Raw genomic sequence first — 17,210 nt, 5'->3', positions numbered from 1 at the left:
GCCGGGCGCAGCGACAAGCGCGCCCGGCGTGCCGATCAGTGCGAGTGGATGTGCTAGCGACTGTGTTGATGATCGTGTTGATGGCCGTGCTGATGGTCATGGTCGCGGTGCGGCGACAAAGCCTCTGCCGCAGCACCGCTGATGCCGGCCCAGGCCAGGCCAACTGGCGAGAAATCCAGTGTGATCTGGTCGTCATCCAGCAGGGTTCGCTGCGTGATATCCAGCACACGGACAATCTGTTCTGCCGGTTCGAGCAGATAAGCCCGCGCATCGCTGGCGCTGGCGACCATGTGCGCCCCCGTGCCATTTTGAAGCACAGCAATGCTGCCCTGATGCGACCAGTCATCGGTCGTCAGAATATGCACCGTGCCGGCGTCGTCCAGCACCAGCAGGTGCGCGCCTGTGGCGTCGATCAGATGCCGGGTGTGGGCGGTGCCGGTGCTGGCTGACCAGTCGATTTCTTCGACAGTGCCACTTATAGGATCGACCGCGTAGATCGCCTGATTGCCCGCCGCAAAGGCCACGAATTCATTCATGGCGGGATGCCCTGCAAGCTGCGTGATGCGCAGTGGTGTGATGATCTTGCTGGCGGTAAACGCGCCGCCATCCTGATGCACGAGCAATACACCATCATCGCAGCCGAAGGCAGCATGATTTTCCAGCGAAGCGCCACCGTGCAGATTGGGGCAAGGCTCCGGCAGGGTTTCTTCAAGATGGAAATGATCGTGGTGCAGGCCGAATACCGCTACCCGCTCACGATCGGCAGTGCTCACCAGCACATACTCGCCACGCGGCTCGGCTATGCCATGGTGTGCGGCGGGCGTGCTTTCCGCTGCGACAATATTGCCTGCGGCAAGGCTGCTGTCGGTGAACAGCACAAAACGCTGGCTGGCGGAAGCGCCATCGAAGAACAGCGTCGCCTGATTTCCCACTGCGCGATAATGGGCGGGTGCCTCGCCTGACAGCGTCAGGTTGGCTACGGAAGGCTCAAGCACATCAATGTGATCGCCATGCACGAACAACCCTGCGTCGATAAACTGTATCTGGTTCGGGTTGGCACCAGTAGCGCGCTGGGTGATAACCACAAAACGCTTGCCGGGGCTGGTATGCAAGCTGTGGGCTGGATAGTCGAGGTGCAGCGGCGCGAGCAAGGCGCGCTGATCCAGGTCATAAACATAAGCGTGCGCATTGTTGTCGGCCAGGATCAGCCGGCCATGATGGGCGTGGTCGTGGCCCGCGCCAGGGCGCGGATTGCTGTCGTTGCCGCAGCCGGATAGCAGCAGGCCGGCAGGCAGGGTGATGAGCGCCAGCAGACGCAAAAAATCAGAAGCAGAAATCATCGTGATCGCTCCAGGGAAATATTTTGCTTAAAAGGTAAGGCGCGCGCCGAGACTCACGCTGCGGCCGGGTTCCGGCACGCTATGTGCCAGGAACGAACTGTGATGCCAGACTTTTTCACGCAGCAAGTTGGTGCCACGAACGAAGAGGGTGTAACGCTCATCGCCACGAGGCTGCCAGGTAAGCGCCGCATTCACCATGTGATGGCCGGGCGTGCGCTGTTCGTAATCGGCAATGTCGCGCTGGGTGCCGACACGGTAATACTCCAGCTCGCCGATCACGGTGTCCCAGTAGCGATGCAGACGCAGGCCGGCACGATAGGCGGGAATACGCGGCAAATTGCCGCCGTTGTCGAAGCGCGCACGCACGGTATCGCCAAAAGCGGTGAGGGAATAACTGTCGCTGGGGAACCAGGTGGCTTCCGCTTCAGCACCAGTGAACTCGGCATCCGCCTGGCTGTATTTGATCAGCCGGAAATCCTCGAACTGATCCAGGGTGCGGGCGTAGATATAGTTGCCGATGTGATTATGAAACAGGCCGATATCGAACGTGAGTGCGCCATGGTTGCGACGCAGGTTTACACCGATATTGCGAGAGCTCTCCCGCTTGATCCGAGTATCGCTTCCTGCATCGCCACAGGTATAAATACTGGGGAACAGGCCGCACTCGTAAGTGTTGGTGGCGAGATGCACACCGCGTGCATACAGCTCCTGTGCGTGCGGCAGCCGTTGTGAATGTGCCGCCGTCCATGACAGGTGATAATCCGGCAGAAATTGCCAGGTGGCGGCCACAGACGCCGAGGTGGCAAACATCCTTGATGACGGCAGGTCGCGAGGATCATGACGCGTGCGAATCTTCTGATAGTCCTGCCGGGCGCCAGCCTCAAGATGCCATTGGTCGTTCAGGGTGTAATGCTCAAGCAGGAACACGCCGGCTGTTTCGCTTTCGGTTTGCGGTAGAAAAGCCTCGGTGCCGACGGTACGCAGGCGATTGAATCCGTACTGCACGCCGACGACGCCGTGCAGCCCGGCCACGGCAGCGTGCTCGGCCTCGATTCGCGCCTCGTAACCGAGATTCTCGAAGCGCGTGCCGACCACACCGCCTTCTATTTCATCATGAGCGTAATCGGTGTAACTGGCGCGCAGCCGCAGCCGTTCGATACCGGGCAGCGGGTCGCGGTATTCTCCGCGCACATCCAGCCGCTCGCTGACCAGATCCACGTAAGGCACTCCGTGAGCATGGTCGTGGTGCTCATTGTGATCATGACTATGGTGGTCATGGCCATGCGGATCGCAGTGCAGCGAGGCGCCGTGGGGGTGGCAACCTTCGTATTCGTGGCTGTGGCCGGGCAGGCCGTATTTATCTGTGCGGTAACTGTAGGCAGCGCCGATATAACCACGAGGCGTGATCCAGGAGAGCCCGAAGGCGCCATTGTGGCTGCGAGCGTAAGTGCCATCCACGCGCAGTTGATCGAACCCGTGTACTTCGTAGTCATCTGCATCACGGGTCGAGCCTTCCACGCGCACAGCAAGATGTTCGCTGGCCTGTAGCGTCAGCCCTGCGGCGCCAGCGCGTTCGTTGGCCACGGTGTTGCCGCGCACGGCGACAAAGCCTTCGGCACCGGCGTGTGGCATGTGCGTTGGTATCTTGTCGTCCAGCAGGTTCACCACGCCACCGATAGCGCCGCCACCGTACAGCAGGGCGGCCGGGCCGCGTAACACTTCGACCCGTCGGATCAATAGCGGCTCGGCGGTGACGGCATGATCCGGCGAGATGGCCGAGGCATCCAGCAAGGATGCGCCATCGGACAGCACGCTGACACGTGGCGCGGTCTGGCCACGGATAACCGGGCGGTTGCTGCCGCCGCCAAAGCTGTCGGCGTGCACGCCAGGTTGGCCGTTGAGCGTTTCGCCCAGGGTGGCGCTATTGCGCAGCAATAATTCGTCACCCTCCATGACGCTGTAAGGCACCGCCAACTGGTCGGCATCTTCATCCAGCGCCATGGCAGAAACCCGCACAGGCGCGAGCTGCACAGGGGTATCGTCAGCATGGGTGGCGGCACTGGCGCTACTTGCCAAGACGGCAATAGCCAGCGCCAGCACAGGCTGGCGGGAGTTGTTCAACATCGGATGTAACCCTCTTGCGATCTGCCGCGTGGCGGCAGCGTGAGCATGGCTGACGTGCGCCAGCCGATCAGGGGTGAAGGTCAGGCGTGTTGTGGTGGGCCGCGGCAGCAGCGGGGTGGGGGCAGGCGGGTGTGGCTTTGCTCCGGAGCGGGGGCGGCCCAGCGCACGAGCTGAGCGGGGCTGGCCGGCGAAGCAGTTTGATGCAGCAGCGTAAGGTGGCCGGCAGCGCATAATTCACAGCTGAGCGATAGCTCGCCGTGGCCGGCCTCGGTGTGTGTATCGATGTGCCCGGCGCCTGCGGCAGCCAGCGCCGGGCTGATGTGCCATACCAGGTGCGCGACAGCCTGTGTTTGCCCGGCAGCCAGTAATAGCACCAGCAGCCAGATGGCAGGGCGCAACTCAGTGCGTATCGTCTGGCGCATCATCAGCAGGCTCGGGCTCATCGTGGTAATCGTCCGGCAGCGGGACGCCAGGCACAGGGTCGAAGCCGCCGGGGTGCCAGGGATGGCAGCGGCACACCCGGCGCACTGCCAGCAGGCTGCCTTTCGCGCTGCCGTGGTGAATGATGGCAAGGCGCGCATACTCGGAGCAGGTGGGCCAGAAGCGGCACTGATTGCCGACCCACGGGCTGAGCAGGTATTGGTAAAGCCGGATCATGCCAAGCAGCAGCGACGTCACGGAGCACCCAGGTGGCAAGGCGGGCCGGCGAAGTGGCCCTGATGAACGACAGGTTATGATATGTTATAACAAAAGTCCATCGGCGTTGGTGCGATGAATCTCCCGGCCGGGCACGCCTTGTCTGCGCCGGGCTGCTATAGTGACAGCTGCATTTCTTCTTCCGTTTTTTTAAGTCTGATCGAGCGTACATGCCCGGGCTCCGCGTGTCTGAATTGTCTCCCCGCCGCCTGCTGGCCCATCTATGGGGCCAGGATGCGATTGGCGATGGCGTGCGTGTGCTGTTGGCGTTTTCCGCGGCGATGCTCTGGAGCCTCACTCAGGAGCGCCCGGATTGGCTGATCCCGCTGATCCTCGGCATCCTTGCCAGTGCGCTGGCAGAAACCGACGACAATTGGCGCGGCCGCTTGCTGGCGCTGATCGTGACGCTGCTGTGTTTTGCGGTGGCATCGCTCACGGTCGAACTGTTGTTTCCTTATCGCTGGTTGCTGGCGCTGCTGCTCTCGCTGGCGAGCGTCTCGCTGATCATGCTCGGAGCTCTGGGAGGCCGATTTGCGACGATTGGCTCGGCCACTCTAATTCTTTCAATTTACACAATGATTACGGTGGAGCCGCGTGCCGGCGTGGTGCCGGCGCTGTGGCAGGAGCCGATGCGGCTGTTGGTGGGCGCGGCGGGCTATGGTCTGCTTTCGGTACTCTGGCATGCGCTGTTCACGCAACATGCGGTGCAGCAAGCTGTCTCGCGTGTATTTCGTGAGCTGGGTGAGTATCTGAAACTGAAATCGCGGTTGTTCGAACCGCTGACCCAGCTTGATGTGCATGGGCTGCGGCTGGCGCTGGTGCATCAGAACGCGCGCGTAGTGAAGGCACTTGATGAGGCGCGTGTGGTCATCCTGCGACGCCTGGCGCGCCGCCGCGACAGCCGCCGCGTGAGCGCTTACCTGCAACTGTATTTTCTGGCGCAGGATATCCACGAGCGGGCCGGTTCCACCCATTATCCGTACCACCGGCTGGCGGAAGCGTTTTTCCATTCCGATGTGATGTTCCGGTTCCAGCGCGTCTTGCGGCAGCAAGGCAGTGCCTGCAAAGCGCTTGGGCGTGCGCTGCGGCAGCGACTGCCGTTCGATTACGGCAATGCGCCCAATCCGGCGCTGGATGATCTGCGCACCTCGCTGGTGTGGCTGCGCTCCCAGATCAACCCTTCCTGGCGGCCGCACTTGCGCTCGCTGGATGCGCTGATGGACAACTTGCTGACCTTGGAAAATGCTCTTGCTCGCGCCGGGCAGCCGGAGATGCTGGTGGCAGAGAGCGACAGCTCCCTGGTGGACCGTTCGCCGCGCACCCTCCGGGAAGGCTGGGCCCGATTGCGTAGCCATCTGACACCGGCCTCGTCGGTATTCCGTCATGCAGTGCGCTTGGCCGTGGTGTTGCCGGTGGGCTTCGGGCTGCTGCACTGGATACATGACGAACAGGGTTACTGGATCATGCTGACGGCGCTGTTTGTGTGCCAGCCGAGCTTTGGTGCGACGCGGCGCCGCCTGGTACAACGGGTCAGTGGCACGCTGGCGGGACTGGCGCTGGGCTGGGCATTGCTTGGCCTGTTTCCGAGCACTGCCTTGCAGGCGGCTTTTGCCGTGATCGCCGGGGTGGTGTTCTTCACTACACGGCACCGACACTATGTGCTGGCCACGGCTGCCATGACGCTGCAAGTGCTGTTCTGTTTCAGTCAGGTGGGCGACGGCTACGCCGTGTTCTGGCCACGGCTCGTGGATACGGTGCTTGGCTGCCTGCTGGCTGGGCTGGCGATCTTGCTGATCCTGCCGGACTGGCAAGGGCGCAGGCTCGGTGGTTTGCAGGCCGCGGTGCTGCGTGGCAACGCCCGTTATCTGCGCCAGATCATGCAACAGTATGATACCGGCAAGCGCGATGATCTGGCCTATCGGGTGGCCCGCCGCGACGCGCATAACTCCGACGCCGCGCTCGCGGCAGCACTCGCCAACATGCAGCAGGAGCCGGGTTATTTTCGTGGCGATGTGGAAGATGCGTTGCGCTTTCTGACGCTCGCGCACGGTTTGCTGAATTATCTCTCCGCGCTCGGCGCGCACCGTGCACTGCTGGCCGAGCATAGCAATGATGCGCTCATTGATGATGCCGTGGAGCGCCTGGCTTGTTGGCTCGAATCCATGGCCGCATCTCTCAAAGCGGGGAGCCTGTTGTCAGCGCCGGAGCCGGCCATGACGCAACTGGCGGAGGTGCTGGAAGCCCTGCCGGAAGAAGCGGATGATGGTCAGCGGCTGGTGCAGGCGCAGCTGGCCCTGATCTGCCGGCAAGTGCTGGCGATGCATGAAGTGCTGTCAGACGATGGTGCCGGCGTGAGGAGCGCTGCTATATGAGGGGTGATCTCGCACCTAGTGATCGCTCGTCAGGTGACCTCTCTCGTCAGCTGATCTCTCAATGGAAAACATCTTCGATCGTCTCGGCTTCGTAAACCAGATCAGCCCAGGCTTCCAACTGCGGCAGGGTGGCCCCGGCCAGCCGCTGCGCCAATGGCTCCGGCACGCTGCCGAAGCGACGCAGCAATTGGCGCTGCAGCATGGTTCGAGCGCCTTGTGTCACGCCTTGCTCCACTCCCTGCTCCAGGCCTTCTTGCAGCCCTTCCTGGCGAAACTGCGCTTTCCATTCGCGAATGCGGTCTTCCAGCATGGTGTTGGCCTCCTGTAGGTCGTTGATCTCGCGCCAGTGTGTCTGCGGATCCAGGCTCGGCCCCCGGCGCCGGAGCCATTCCACGAAGTGGCGCCTCAAATCTGCCAATTCCGGTGTTTTCAGCCAGTCTACCAGAAGCGCTAGCACCTGCCGCAGCGCCTCCGGCGTGGCGCTGTGTTCCAGCCGGAACAGCGCGGCAACCAGATTGCGGCCCGCCGGCAGCTCATGGGCCTGATAGCGCCCTTCGTCCAGCAGCAGAAAGCGTTGCCGGGGCTGGAATTCGTGCAGGGCCTGCGGCATGGGCTGGATCAGATCGGCCAGATCCACTGAAGCACGCCAGCGGGGTTTGCCGTTATATAGCACGATCGGCAACACCGGCGGAAGCAGGGGGCTGTTGCCGGGCTCGCGCCGTTTGATCAGATCCTGATACAGCAGCCCGATATAACTGAGCACGCGCACCGGCATGAAACGATCCACTGTGGATTGAAACTCCAGCAGCAGGTACACATACACCCAGCGCGGCCCCCAGCGTACCCGCCAGACCGCATCACTGTGGCGGCTGCGCAGATCGTCGCTGACGTAGCTGCCGTTCATTTTTTCCAGCGAATCCAGATCCAGTTCCCTGACCCAGTCGCCGGGCACGAAACCCTTCAATAACTCGCGCACCATTTCGGCGTGTGCGAACAGCAGCCGGTAGCTGGTGTCGTGATTGTCCATGGCGGGCACCTCCCTGTGACGCCTGTGTGGTTTTGCCTTAGCGCTTTTCTGTGGCGCTTTCCTTTGGGGCTTTCCCTTGGGGCTTACCCTTGGGACTTTCCTTTGGGCTTACCCTTGGCACTTTCCCTTGCGCCCGTGTTTGCGCACTTGTGATCTGGCAGCGTACCGGCCCCGGTGCCGGGCTGTCTGTCTGAGAACGCGGAAAGGAATGTAGGTGTTGCACGACAAAAGATGTAAGACATTGGCTGGTGTGTGTGCGCTGGTCTGGCTTCGCGCCGGAGTCGCGCTCAACGTATCGGGGCTTTCGCCGGTATGTTAGCCAGGGCTTTATCGAAGACTTTGTTGCGCACGGCAGGGGGAGGCGCTATCGAGTGCGTGCCTTGTCGGGAGGCAGTGCCCCGGAACAATTCCGGGGCATGAGCCTGATCAGTCCGTGTTGGCAGGACGGCGCGACCAGCGCGTGCCTTCGCGGGTGTCTTCCAGCACAATGCCGGCGCGTTCCAGTTGTTCTCGGATGGCATCGGCGCGGCTGAAATCACGGCCTTTTTTTGCTGCGCTGCGCTCCTCGATCAGGGCATCGATAGCCGCGCTATCCAGGGCATCACTGCCGCCGCCCTGCTGGAACCAGGCGGACGGCGTCTGGGTCAGCAGGCCCAGCAGGCCGGCTGCTGCCAGTAGCTCGGCCTTCAGGCGAGGCTTGTCGGCGTCGCCGGCCTTGTTCAATTGTGCGGCGATACGGTGCAGTTCGCTGATCGCTTCCGGCGTATTGAGATCGTCGCACAGTGCCAGATTGACGGGGTGGTCATCCGGCAATGTATATCCGGGCTCTGGCTCGATCTGTGCACCGCGGCCGAGCAGGGCGTAATAGAGGCTGTCCAGTGTGGCCCGGGCATGTTGCAACAGCTCCTCGCTGAAATTCAGCGGCGAGCGGTAATGGGCAGAGAGCAACGCAAAGCGCAGCACTTCGCCGGGGTAATGCTTGAGCAGTTCGCGTACCAGTCGGAAGTTGCCCAGCGATTTGGACATCTTCTCGCCATCAATATTGATGTAGCCGTTGTGCATCCAGTAGCGCACATAATCCGTGCCGTGGGCACAGCAGCCCTGAGCGATTTCGTTTTCATGATGGGGGAAAATCAGATCCTGGCCGCCGCCGTGGATATCGATCAGCGGGCCAAGATGGCGTGCGATCATTGCGGAGCACTCGATATGCCAGCCGGGCCGGCCACGGCCCCAGGGAGAATCCCAGCCGGGTTGCTCGTCGGTGCTTGGTTTCCACAGTACGAAATCGCCGGCGTATTTTTTGTAGGGAGCCACTTCCACCCGCGCACCGGCCAGCATGTCGTCCAGCGAGCGCTTCGATAGCCGCCCGTACTCCGGCATGCTCTGCACGTCAAATAGCACATGCCCTTCGGCCGCGTAAGCGTGCTGCTTTTCAACCAGCGTGCGAATCATCGCGACCATATCATCCACATGGTCGGTAGCGTGGGGCGTGATGGTGGGTGGCTGGGCATTGAGCGCCGCCATGTCCTGCTCGAACGCCACCGTGAACCGCTGCGTCAGCGCGGTGATCGGCTCATCATTCTCCTCTGCGGCCTGAATGATCTTGTCATCAATGTCGGTAATGTTGCGCGCATAAACTACGTTCGGATACAGCCGCTTGAGCAAGCGGAACAGCACATCGAACGCAACCACAGGGCGAGCATTGCCGATATGGACATAGTTGTAGACCGTCGGCCCGCACACATACAGTGTGATGCGCTCGGGATCGACCGGGTTAAAGGTTTCTTTCCGGCCGGAAAGGGTATTGTGCAAAGTCAGTGTCGGCATGGTCTCAGCGCTTGTCCGGGTACAGGTCGGCAGGATCAATGATCGGGTTTTTATCGAGCACCAGTTGCTCGCCGTCGGCGCGCCAGTAAAAACAGTCGCGACGGCCGGTGTGGCAGGCTGGGCCGGTCTGGTCGACGTTCAGCAGCAGGGCATCGCCATCGCAATCAATGCGCAGCTCGACCAGTCTTTGTATCTGCCCCGAGGACTCGCCTTTACGCCACAATCCGCCACGTGAACGCGAGAAATAACACACGCGCCCGGTGCGCAGGGTTTCTTCCAGGGCGGCACGATTCATCCACGCCAGCATCAGCACCTCGCCGGTGTCGTACTGGCGGGCAATGGTGGGCACCAGACCATCGCTGTTCCAGCCCAGTGTATCCAGCGCGCTGGCCAGTGGCAGGAAAAATCCGTTTGGCTGCTGTTCGTTTTCCTTAAACATGGTCTCGCCCGTTGTTCTGTGCTGCAAGCGTGTTGTGCTGCAAAAGCCTGTGACACGAGAGCCGCTGACAAAACCGTCCCGCAATACGAAAAAACCGTGCCGCAAGAGCCTCGTGTTGTAATGGTCTTGTATTGCGAGAGCTCCATGTTACAGAGCTCTGCGGTACGAGTGCCGCGTGCGGCCATTGTGCGGCGCGCAGGCGCCCGGCTTCAGCGACCCGGCGCGCGCACCGCATCACTTAACTGTTGCACAGCCTCCGCCAGCGGCAACACCTCGGTGTTCTTGCTGCCCAGGCGGCGGATGGCCACTTTCTCTTCGTTGGCTTCCTGCTCGCCGATGACCAGAATCACCGGCACCTTGGCGGTGGAATGCTCGCGCACTTTGTAGCCGATCTTTTCATTGCGCAGATCCATTTCCACGGTGACGCCGGCAGCAGTCAATGCATCCCGCACGCGCTCGGCATAACTGTCGGCTGCATTGGTGATGGTCGCGATCACCACCGGCACGGGGGCCAGCCAGAGTGGCAGGTGCCCGGCATAATGCTCGATCAGGATGCCGATGAACCGCTCCATCGAGCCCAGAATGGCACGGTGCAGCATGATCGGACGCTGTCGCTGGGAATGCTCATCGACATATTCGGCATCCAGGCGCTCGGGCATCATCGGGTCGAACTGTACCGTGCCCATCTGCCACGAGCGGCCGATGGAGTCTTTCAGGTGGTATTCGATCTTCGGGCCATAGAAAGCGCCTTCGCCAGGCAGCTCTTCCCATTCCACACCCGCACTTTGCAGTGCGGCGCGCAGGCCGCGCTCGGCCTTGTCCCAGTCCTCGTCGGTGCCGATGCGCTTTTCCGGACGCAGCGCGAGCTTCACCGAAATATTTTCAAAACCGAAGTCCGCATAGACCTGCATGGCTTGTCGGTGGAAGGCGGTAACTTCCGCTTCCACCTGCTCGGGTGTGCAGAAGATATGACCATCGTCCTGCGTGAAGGCGCGCACGCGCATGATGCCGTGCAGCGCACCGGAAGGTTCGTTGCGGTGGCAGCCGCCGAACTCTGCATAGCGCACCGGCAAATCCCGATAACTGTGCAGCGCAGCATTATAAATCTGCACGTGGCCGGGGCAGTTCATCGGTTTGACGGCGTAGGTGCGCTTCTCCGATTCGGTGAAGAACATGTTTTCCTGATAGTTGTCCCAGTGGCCGGATTTTTTCCACAGGGTGACATCCAGAATTTGTGGGCCGCGCACTTCCTGGTAACCGCTGTCGCGGTACACCTGACGCACATACTGCTCGACCTTTTGCCAGATGGCCCAGCCACGAGGATGCCAGAATACCATGCCGGGCGCTTCTTCCTGCTGATGGAACAAGTCCATTTCGCGGCCCAGTTTGCGGTGGTCGCGGCGCGCCGCTTCTTCCAGCTGTTGCAAGTGGGCGTTGAGTTCGGCTTTGTCGCGCCAGGCTGTGCCGTAGATGCGCTGTAACTGCGCGTTGTTGCTGTCGCCACGCCAGTAGGCGCCGGCCACCTTGGTCAGCTTGAAACCGTCGCCAAGCTTGCTGGTCGAAGGCAGATGCGGGCCACGGCAAAGGTCGATGAAATCGCCCTGGCGATACAGGCTGACTTCTTCATTGGCGGGCAGATCGCGAATGATCTCGGCCTTGAATGTCTCGCCCTGGTCCATGAAGAAGCGTATCGCCTCATCGCGATCCCAGACTTCGCGGCGAATATCTTCATTACGACGCACGATCTCGTGCATCCGCTTTTCGATGGCCTTGAGATCTTCCGGGGTGAACGGTTGCTCCCGGTGGAAGTCGTAATAAAAGCCGTTTTCAATCGTCGGGCCGATGGTGACCTGAGTGTCCGGGAACAGCTCCTGCACCGCTTCCGCCATGATGTGCGCAGCGTCGTGGCGAATCAGCTCAAGGCCGTCTTCATCTTCACGGGTGATGATCTGCACCGTGGCGCCGGGTGGCACGGTGAGGTACAGGTCGCGTAACTCGCCGTCGACTTTCACGGCCAGCGCCTGTTTCGCCAGCTTTTTGCTGATGCGCGCGGCAATCTCGGTGCCGGAGACAGGTTGTTCGAATTCCAGAGCTGCCCCGTCGGGCAACCGGTAGGCTATGTTCATGGGATCAGTCATCGGCCAAAGGGATTGAATAGCCGGCTGATGGTAGGCAATCAGTGGGGGGGCTGCAAGGCGAAAGGCCGAGCCGGCAAGGGCTGGCACCCTGCCAGCAGGGCCTGAGGAGAAGCCCGCGGCAGGCGCCCGGCAGCTGCATCAGCATGGCACAGACGCCGCCCTCGCTGGCTGGCAACGTCTGGTGACGGGTGGGCACCGGCGGTAACAAAGCCTGCCTGTTCGCCTGCCGTCGGGCCGGATATGCTGCCACGACCAGAGCCTGGAATGAATATGGAACAGACCGACCCCCAGCATTATCAGCGCCTGCTTCGCGTGGCGCAGCGCATCACCACCCAGCGTGATGTGTTGCGTCTGTGCGAGGTGATCGTGGAGGAGGCAAGAGCGTTGAGCGGCGCCGAGGGGGCGCTGATCTATCTGCTTGCCAACGGCGCCGGGCAGCCGGTGCCGCGCTTGCAATGTGCGGTGCTGCGTTGGCCAGCCCGGGCGATGTGCCAGGGTGGCAATGGCTATGCCCCGGTGATGCAGCCCGAGCTGCTACTGGATGCCCCGGCCAGCCCCGTTGCCGAGGCGGCGCGAAGTGGCGAAGCCGTGACCAGCTATCAGCCGCAGCAGCTGATAGGGGAGACGAGGGAGGCCACGACACGCGATAGCCTGGCAATCCCGTTGCTGGATCACGATCAGCAGGTGCTGGGAGTGTTGCAGCTGTTGAATGTGGTTGAGTGGGGTGGTGCCACGCCGGGCGGTGCTAAGTCGGATGTGGCAGCGCCTGTAAAGCTGGGTGTGGCAAAGGGCAGCACCGCCAGCGAAACCAAGGCATTGCTGAGCGGCATCACCAGCTACGCTGCCACCGCATTACATAATGCCTTGCTGGCGCAGGAGCTGGAGCAACTGCTGGACGCGTTCATTCGCGTCATTGCACGCGCTATCGACGAAAAAAGCTCACACACTTCCGGGCACTGCCAGCGGGTGCCACTGCTGACCGAGCTGATTGCGCAGGCCGCCTGCGCTGACACCGCCGTGTTTCGTGATTTCAACCTCTCCGATGATGAATGGTATGAGCTGCGGGTGGCGGCGTGGCTACATGACTGCGGCAAGCTGACCACCCCGGATTCGGTGCTGGACAAATCCACCAAGCTGCACACCTTGCATGATCGAATTGAGGAAGTCGCGGCGCGCTATGCGGTATTGCGCGCCGTGCGCCAGGGCGAATGCGCGGCGGCAACGGCGGCCGAACCGGAGGCGGCGAGCAGATACCAGCGGGCTCTGGCTGACGATCTTGCGGTGCTGGACGATGAGCTGGCTTTTTTGCGGCGCGTGAACAAGGGCAGCGAATGCATGGCCGAGGCCGATCAGGCACGGGTGCGCGAGATCGCCATGCGGCAGTGGCCGGATGTAAAGGGGCGCATGCAGCCATTGCTGAGTGAAGAGGAAGCCGCCGCACTTTGTGTGGTGCGCGGCACGCTGACCCATGAAGAGCGAGAGATCATCAACAATCATGTGCAGGTGACACTGGATATGCTGGAGTCGTTGCCTTTCCCGCGCAAGCTGTGGCGAGTGCCGGAATACGCCGGGGGGCATCATGAGCGTATCGACGGCAGCGGTTTTCCCCGTGGCCTCACCGGCGAGCAGATGTCGTTACCGGCTCGGATGCTGGCAATCGCGGATGTGTTCGAGGCGCTCACCGCTCATGATCGTCCGTACAAGCCACCGATGAAAATTTCACAGGCACTGAGTATCCTCAAGCAGATGCGCGATGCCCGGCATATCGATGCCGATCTTTACCAATTGTTTGTGCGCGAGCGGGTCTGGGAAACATATGCCCGGCGGGTGCTCGACCCGGCGCAACTGGATGTGACTGATGCGAGTATTTTTCTTTAGTCTGCTTTTCTGGAGCAGCGCACTGATGGCGGATGATCTACTGCTGAGCCTGCGCGGCGAGCCCGCACCGGGTGCGCTGGTGGTAGCAACCGTCGCGCCACAGACGCAGGCGTGGCTGGATGGGCAGCCGCTGAAGGTCAGCCCGTCGGGGCTCGTGCCGTTCGGTTTCGGGCGCGATGCCAGTGGCGAGGCCGAGCTGGTCTTGCGGCGGCAAGAGTTGGAGCAGCGCGTGTCGCTAAAGCTGACGCCACGGGAGTGGAATATACAGCGCATCGAGGGCGTGCCTCAGCGGACAGTCGACCCGCCGCCACCGGCCGTGCTTGAGCGCATCCGCGAAGAGGCGGCCCAGGTGCGGCGGGCGCGAGAGATATTCAGTGAGCTGGAGCATTTCGCGGATGATTTCATCTGGCCGGTGACAGGCCGGATCTCCGGTGTATATGGCAGCCAGCGTGTCTACAACGGCGTTCCCGGCAGCCCGCACCTCGGTGTGGATATTGCCGCGCCAATGGGCACGCAGGCGCTAGCGCCCGCCGCAGGGGTGGTGACACTGGTGCATGAGGATATGTTCTATTCCGGTGGCACGCTGGTTATCGATCATGGCTACGGTGTGTCTTCCACCTTCATTCACTTGAGCGGGATATTGGTGGAAGAGGGTGAGCGTGTGACCAAGGGGCAGCCTGTGGCGCTGGTGGGGGCCACCGGGCGGGCCACCGGGCCGCACCTGGACTGGCGCCTCAACTGGTTTCAGGAACGTCTTGATCCCCAGACCTGGGTGGGCGCGATGCCCGTCCCCTGAGCACCTACCACGCCCTCATCCTGCACGCAGCGATTCGCTACGATTGCCGCCCAGCCGCTGCGCCTGTTCCAAAGCGCGGTCGGCGGCGGCAAGCAGGGCATCGGCGCTGACCTCGCGCAGGCTGGCGCTATCGGCGGCACCACAGCTTACCGTCACGGTGTCATTGGCCGCGCCTTGATGTGGAATTGCCAACGCCTGAATCTGCCGCCGCAGCCGCTCGCCTGCCTGTAACGCGTCATAGGTATTACCCCCCGCCAGCACCAGCGCCAATTGCGCCGGGCCACGCCGGGCGACAAAATCAGCCCCGCCTGTAGTAAGACGCTGGGCGGCGCGGGCCACGGTCTGCAAGCAGAAGTGTGCTTCCTGGTCGTTATAGAGTCGCGACAGCATCTGGTAATCATCAATCGCGCAAATCACAACGGCGATCTGTGGCGGTGTGCTGCTGTCGCCGGCCAGGTGCGTGCGCAACCGGCGATCAAGGCTGGCGCGGTCGAGAATGCCAAGTTCTTCATCAAGAATATGATCCGGCAATGTGCCAGCGTAATGCAGCCCCCGGCGATGCAGGCTGAGCAGCCGGGCCTGGAGAAAACGCTGCCGCTGAGCTCGCTCATTCAGATAACCGGTAAGCAGAAGCAGCAACAGTGTGCTGGTGAACAACAGCAGTGCATGGGGCGCGGCGGGGCTGTGCCGGAACGGGCTGAGCCAGAGTCCGAGCAGGAATACCACAAAGCAAAGCAGACACACCGGCAACACAGCGCGTAGCGAAACTCTCGACAGCGTGCAGAGATAAGCCAGTGGCAGCAGCATCCACAGCAGGGGCAGCGGGTGGTAGACCGGCGCACTGTGCAGGCTTACATGAAGCTGGATAAAGCTGACCGCCACCACCATCGTCGTTGTCAGCCACTCGATCCGCAGTTTGGCCAAGGGGATGCGATACAGCGCCAGGCCGGAAAGCAGCAGCAGGCCCAGGGCCAGCAGACGTACCGGCGCGGTGCTGTGAAAAAGCGCGCTATCGGTCAGCCACTCCAGTGCGCTGGAGAGTAGATACACCGGCACACCCAGGCCCACTGCAATGCGTGCTGCAAGCAACTGAGCGGGTTGCTGGCGCCGGGCAAAGGCGCTCTCCAGTGCGACCGGAAAGCGTAATTGCCAGAGTGGGCGGCGCAGCAGGTGGTTGAGCACATCAAGCTGTGCCACCGCCGTCCCAGGCGATTCGCGGCCAGCTGTCACGGCGCAAGCACTCGCAACACGCCTTCTTCATCAATGCAGGCCACCCGGTTGCGGCCCTGGCCCTTGGCCTGGTACAGCGCCTCGTCGGCGCGCTGGATCAGTTGCTCGGCGGTATCGATGCCTGGCGCGGTGCAGGCCACGCCGATACTGATGGTCACGACAGTGTTGCTGCCGGAATTACGGTGCGGAATGCCCAGCCGCTCGATACCCGAACGCATCCGCTCGGCAAACACCAGTGCGTCACGCAGCCGCGTGCCGCCCAGCACAATGACAAACTCTTCGCCACCATAGCGGGCCACAAAATCCGTGGCGCGCTGCACCATCGCCTTGGGTACTTCGGCGACTGCTTTCAGACACTCGTCGCCCGCCTGATGGCCATAGGTGTCGTTGTACTGTTTGAAGTAATCAATATCAAACAGTAGCACGGCCACGCTGTCTGGCGCGCCACGCGCCTGGTGCTGCATGTTGTGCAACAGATTGCTCAGTCGCACATCCATACCACGCCGATTGACGGTGCCGGTCAGCCCGTCTTCGCTTGCCTGGGTTTCCAGTGTGCGGTTGGCGGCATGAAGCTCGTTGCGGTGCAGGTGCAGCACGCGATCAGACAAGAACAGTCGCCGCTGCAATCGCTCGAAGAAGTATTGCCCGAACAGACTCATGAGGGCGCCGCAAGAGGAAAAGGCAAAAATAATCAAAGACTCGGCGCTGGTCAGTGAACTGAGCCCGAACAATGCTGCTGCCTGGCCTGCAAGAATCAGCAGGCTGATCGGTAGAGCCCAGTAGAGCAGCACCCGAAAAACGCTGCCCAGTGCCAGCACGGCGAGAAACGGAATATAAAAATATGCCGCGGCCAGCGGATGCTCCACGATCAGCCCGAGATAGATGTGCACGCAGGCCACAATCAAGGCCATGGCTGCAATGGCGGGTTGCAGCCATGGCAATGCGCGACGGCTGATCAGCAATACTGCGCCGGTGGCCATCACCGCTAGCAGGCGCGGGCGCCAACTCAGTAACGTCACCTCGGGTGCCATACGATGTTCGATTGCCAGCGCCAGCCCGTAAACGGCCAGCAATAGCACGGACGCGGCGGGTATCAGCCGCGCCGCAGCGTCTCGAAATTGCTCGCGAAATTCTTGCTCAAGGCGAGCGGGCAGCCGCAAATGCCAGGGCAGGACGAGGTCCTGACCATTTGGCAAAGTCTGTGGTGCTTCGCGCATTGTATTCTGGTTGTCCATCCCACCCTTCCGCCGCCCAGGCTTTCGGCTGCTTGAGCCAGTGTCAGGCAGCCCTGCCTTATGCGATGCCTAGATTACCACTGCTCAGTCATGGGTAACTAGGGCACT

Annotated in this window: 12 protein-coding genes; 3 read left to right on the top strand and 9 right to left on the bottom strand. The window is 61.8% G+C overall.

The window, feature by feature from the left end; translation table 11 throughout:
* Positions 1 to 53: 53 nt before the first annotated feature.
* The 3 genes from MU846_RS06950 to yidD all read right to left on the bottom strand — a co-directional run bounded on the left by MU846_RS06950 (position 54) and on the right by yidD (position 4,142).
* Entirely contained in the window at positions 54 to 1,340 is a 1,287-nt protein-coding gene (locus tag MU846_RS06950) for a hypothetical protein (RefSeq protein WP_246950905.1), read from the bottom strand.
* A gap of 27 nt (positions 1,341 to 1,367) precedes the next feature.
* Positions 1,368 to 3,464 (bottom strand): TonB-dependent receptor domain-containing protein, encoded by a 2,097-nt coding sequence (locus MU846_RS06945; protein ID WP_246950903.1) that lies wholly within the window; start codon positions 3,462 to 3,464, stop codon positions 1,368 to 1,370.
* A gap of 399 nt (positions 3,465 to 3,863) precedes the next feature.
* Positions 3,864 to 4,142 carry a membrane protein insertion efficiency factor YidD gene (yidD, locus tag MU846_RS06940; RefSeq protein WP_246950901.1) on the bottom strand — a complete coding sequence of 93 codons (279 nt, stop codon included), beginning with the start codon at positions 4,140 to 4,142 and terminating at the stop codon, positions 3,864 to 3,866.
* A 203-nt stretch (positions 4,143 to 4,345) separates the two neighbouring features.
* On the opposite strand from yidD, the gene yccS reads away from it, so the two are divergent.
* Positions 4,346 to 6,532 (top strand): YccS family putative transporter, encoded by a 2,187-nt coding sequence (gene yccS, locus MU846_RS06935; protein ID WP_246950899.1) that lies wholly within the window; start codon positions 4,346 to 4,348, stop codon positions 6,530 to 6,532.
* A 58-nt stretch (positions 6,533 to 6,590) separates the two neighbouring features.
* Here the strand turns inward: yccS and MU846_RS06930 are convergent, their stop codons facing one another.
* The 4 genes from MU846_RS06930 to thrS all read right to left on the bottom strand — a co-directional run bounded on the left by MU846_RS06930 (position 6,591) and on the right by thrS (position 11,951).
* Positions 6,591 to 7,559 (bottom strand): Rpn family recombination-promoting nuclease/putative transposase, encoded by a 969-nt coding sequence (locus tag MU846_RS06930; RefSeq protein WP_246950897.1) that lies wholly within the window; start codon positions 7,557 to 7,559, stop codon positions 6,591 to 6,593.
* Between the two features lie 426 nt (positions 7,560 to 7,985).
* The gene (cysS, locus tag MU846_RS06925; RefSeq protein WP_246950895.1) at positions 7,986 to 9,386 is read right to left on the bottom strand and encodes a cysteine--tRNA ligase; all 1,401 of its coding nucleotides are present in this window, start codon (positions 9,384 to 9,386) and stop codon (positions 7,986 to 7,988) included.
* A 4-nt stretch (positions 9,387 to 9,390) separates the two neighbouring features.
* Positions 9,391 to 9,825 carry a phosphoribosyl-AMP cyclohydrolase gene (gene hisI / locus MU846_RS06920; RefSeq protein ID WP_246950893.1) on the bottom strand — a complete coding sequence of 145 codons (435 nt, stop codon included), beginning with the start codon at positions 9,823 to 9,825 and terminating at the stop codon, positions 9,391 to 9,393.
* 209 nt (positions 9,826 to 10,034) lie between these two features.
* Complete coding sequence (gene thrS, locus MU846_RS06915; protein ID WP_246950891.1) at positions 10,035 to 11,951, bottom strand: threonine--tRNA ligase; 1,917 nt, start codon at positions 11,949 to 11,951, stop codon at positions 10,035 to 10,037.
* Positions 11,952 to 12,227: 276 nt separating this feature from the next.
* Here thrS and MU846_RS14615 point away from each other — a divergent pair, with 276 nt between their 5' ends.
* Both MU846_RS14615 and MU846_RS06900 read left to right on the top strand, forming a co-directional pair.
* Complete coding sequence (locus MU846_RS14615) at positions 12,228 to 13,841, top strand: HD-GYP domain-containing protein (RefSeq protein ID WP_306799289.1); 1,614 nt, start codon at positions 12,228 to 12,230, stop codon at positions 13,839 to 13,841.
* Positions 13,822 to 14,637, top strand: coding sequence for a M23 family metallopeptidase (locus MU846_RS06900; RefSeq protein WP_246950889.1), 816 nt, complete (start codon positions 13,822 to 13,824; stop codon positions 14,635 to 14,637). The genes MU846_RS14615 and MU846_RS06900 overlap by 20 nt, the downstream gene beginning before the upstream one ends.
* Before the next feature lie 15 nt (positions 14,638 to 14,652).
* On the opposite strand, the gene MU846_RS06895 is transcribed toward MU846_RS06900, so the two are convergent.
* Positions 14,653 to 15,834 carry a diguanylate cyclase domain-containing protein gene (locus tag MU846_RS06895; RefSeq protein WP_246950887.1) on the bottom strand — a complete coding sequence of 394 codons (1,182 nt, stop codon included), beginning with the start codon at positions 15,832 to 15,834 and terminating at the stop codon, positions 14,653 to 14,655.
* 29 nt (positions 15,835 to 15,863) lie between these two features.
* Positions 15,864 to 17,102: a GGDEF domain-containing protein gene (locus tag MU846_RS06890; RefSeq protein WP_246950885.1), complete on the bottom strand. Its 1,239-nt coding sequence runs from the start codon at positions 17,100 to 17,102 to the stop codon at positions 15,864 to 15,866.
* Positions 17,103 to 17,210: the final 108 nt, after the last annotated feature.

Source organism: Alcanivorax quisquiliarum, from assembly GCF_023051175.1.
Taxonomy (GTDB): domain Bacteria; phylum Pseudomonadota; class Gammaproteobacteria; order Pseudomonadales; family Alcanivoracaceae; genus Isoalcanivorax; species Isoalcanivorax quisquiliarum.
This window is presented reverse-complemented; position numbering and strand designations above follow the sequence as displayed.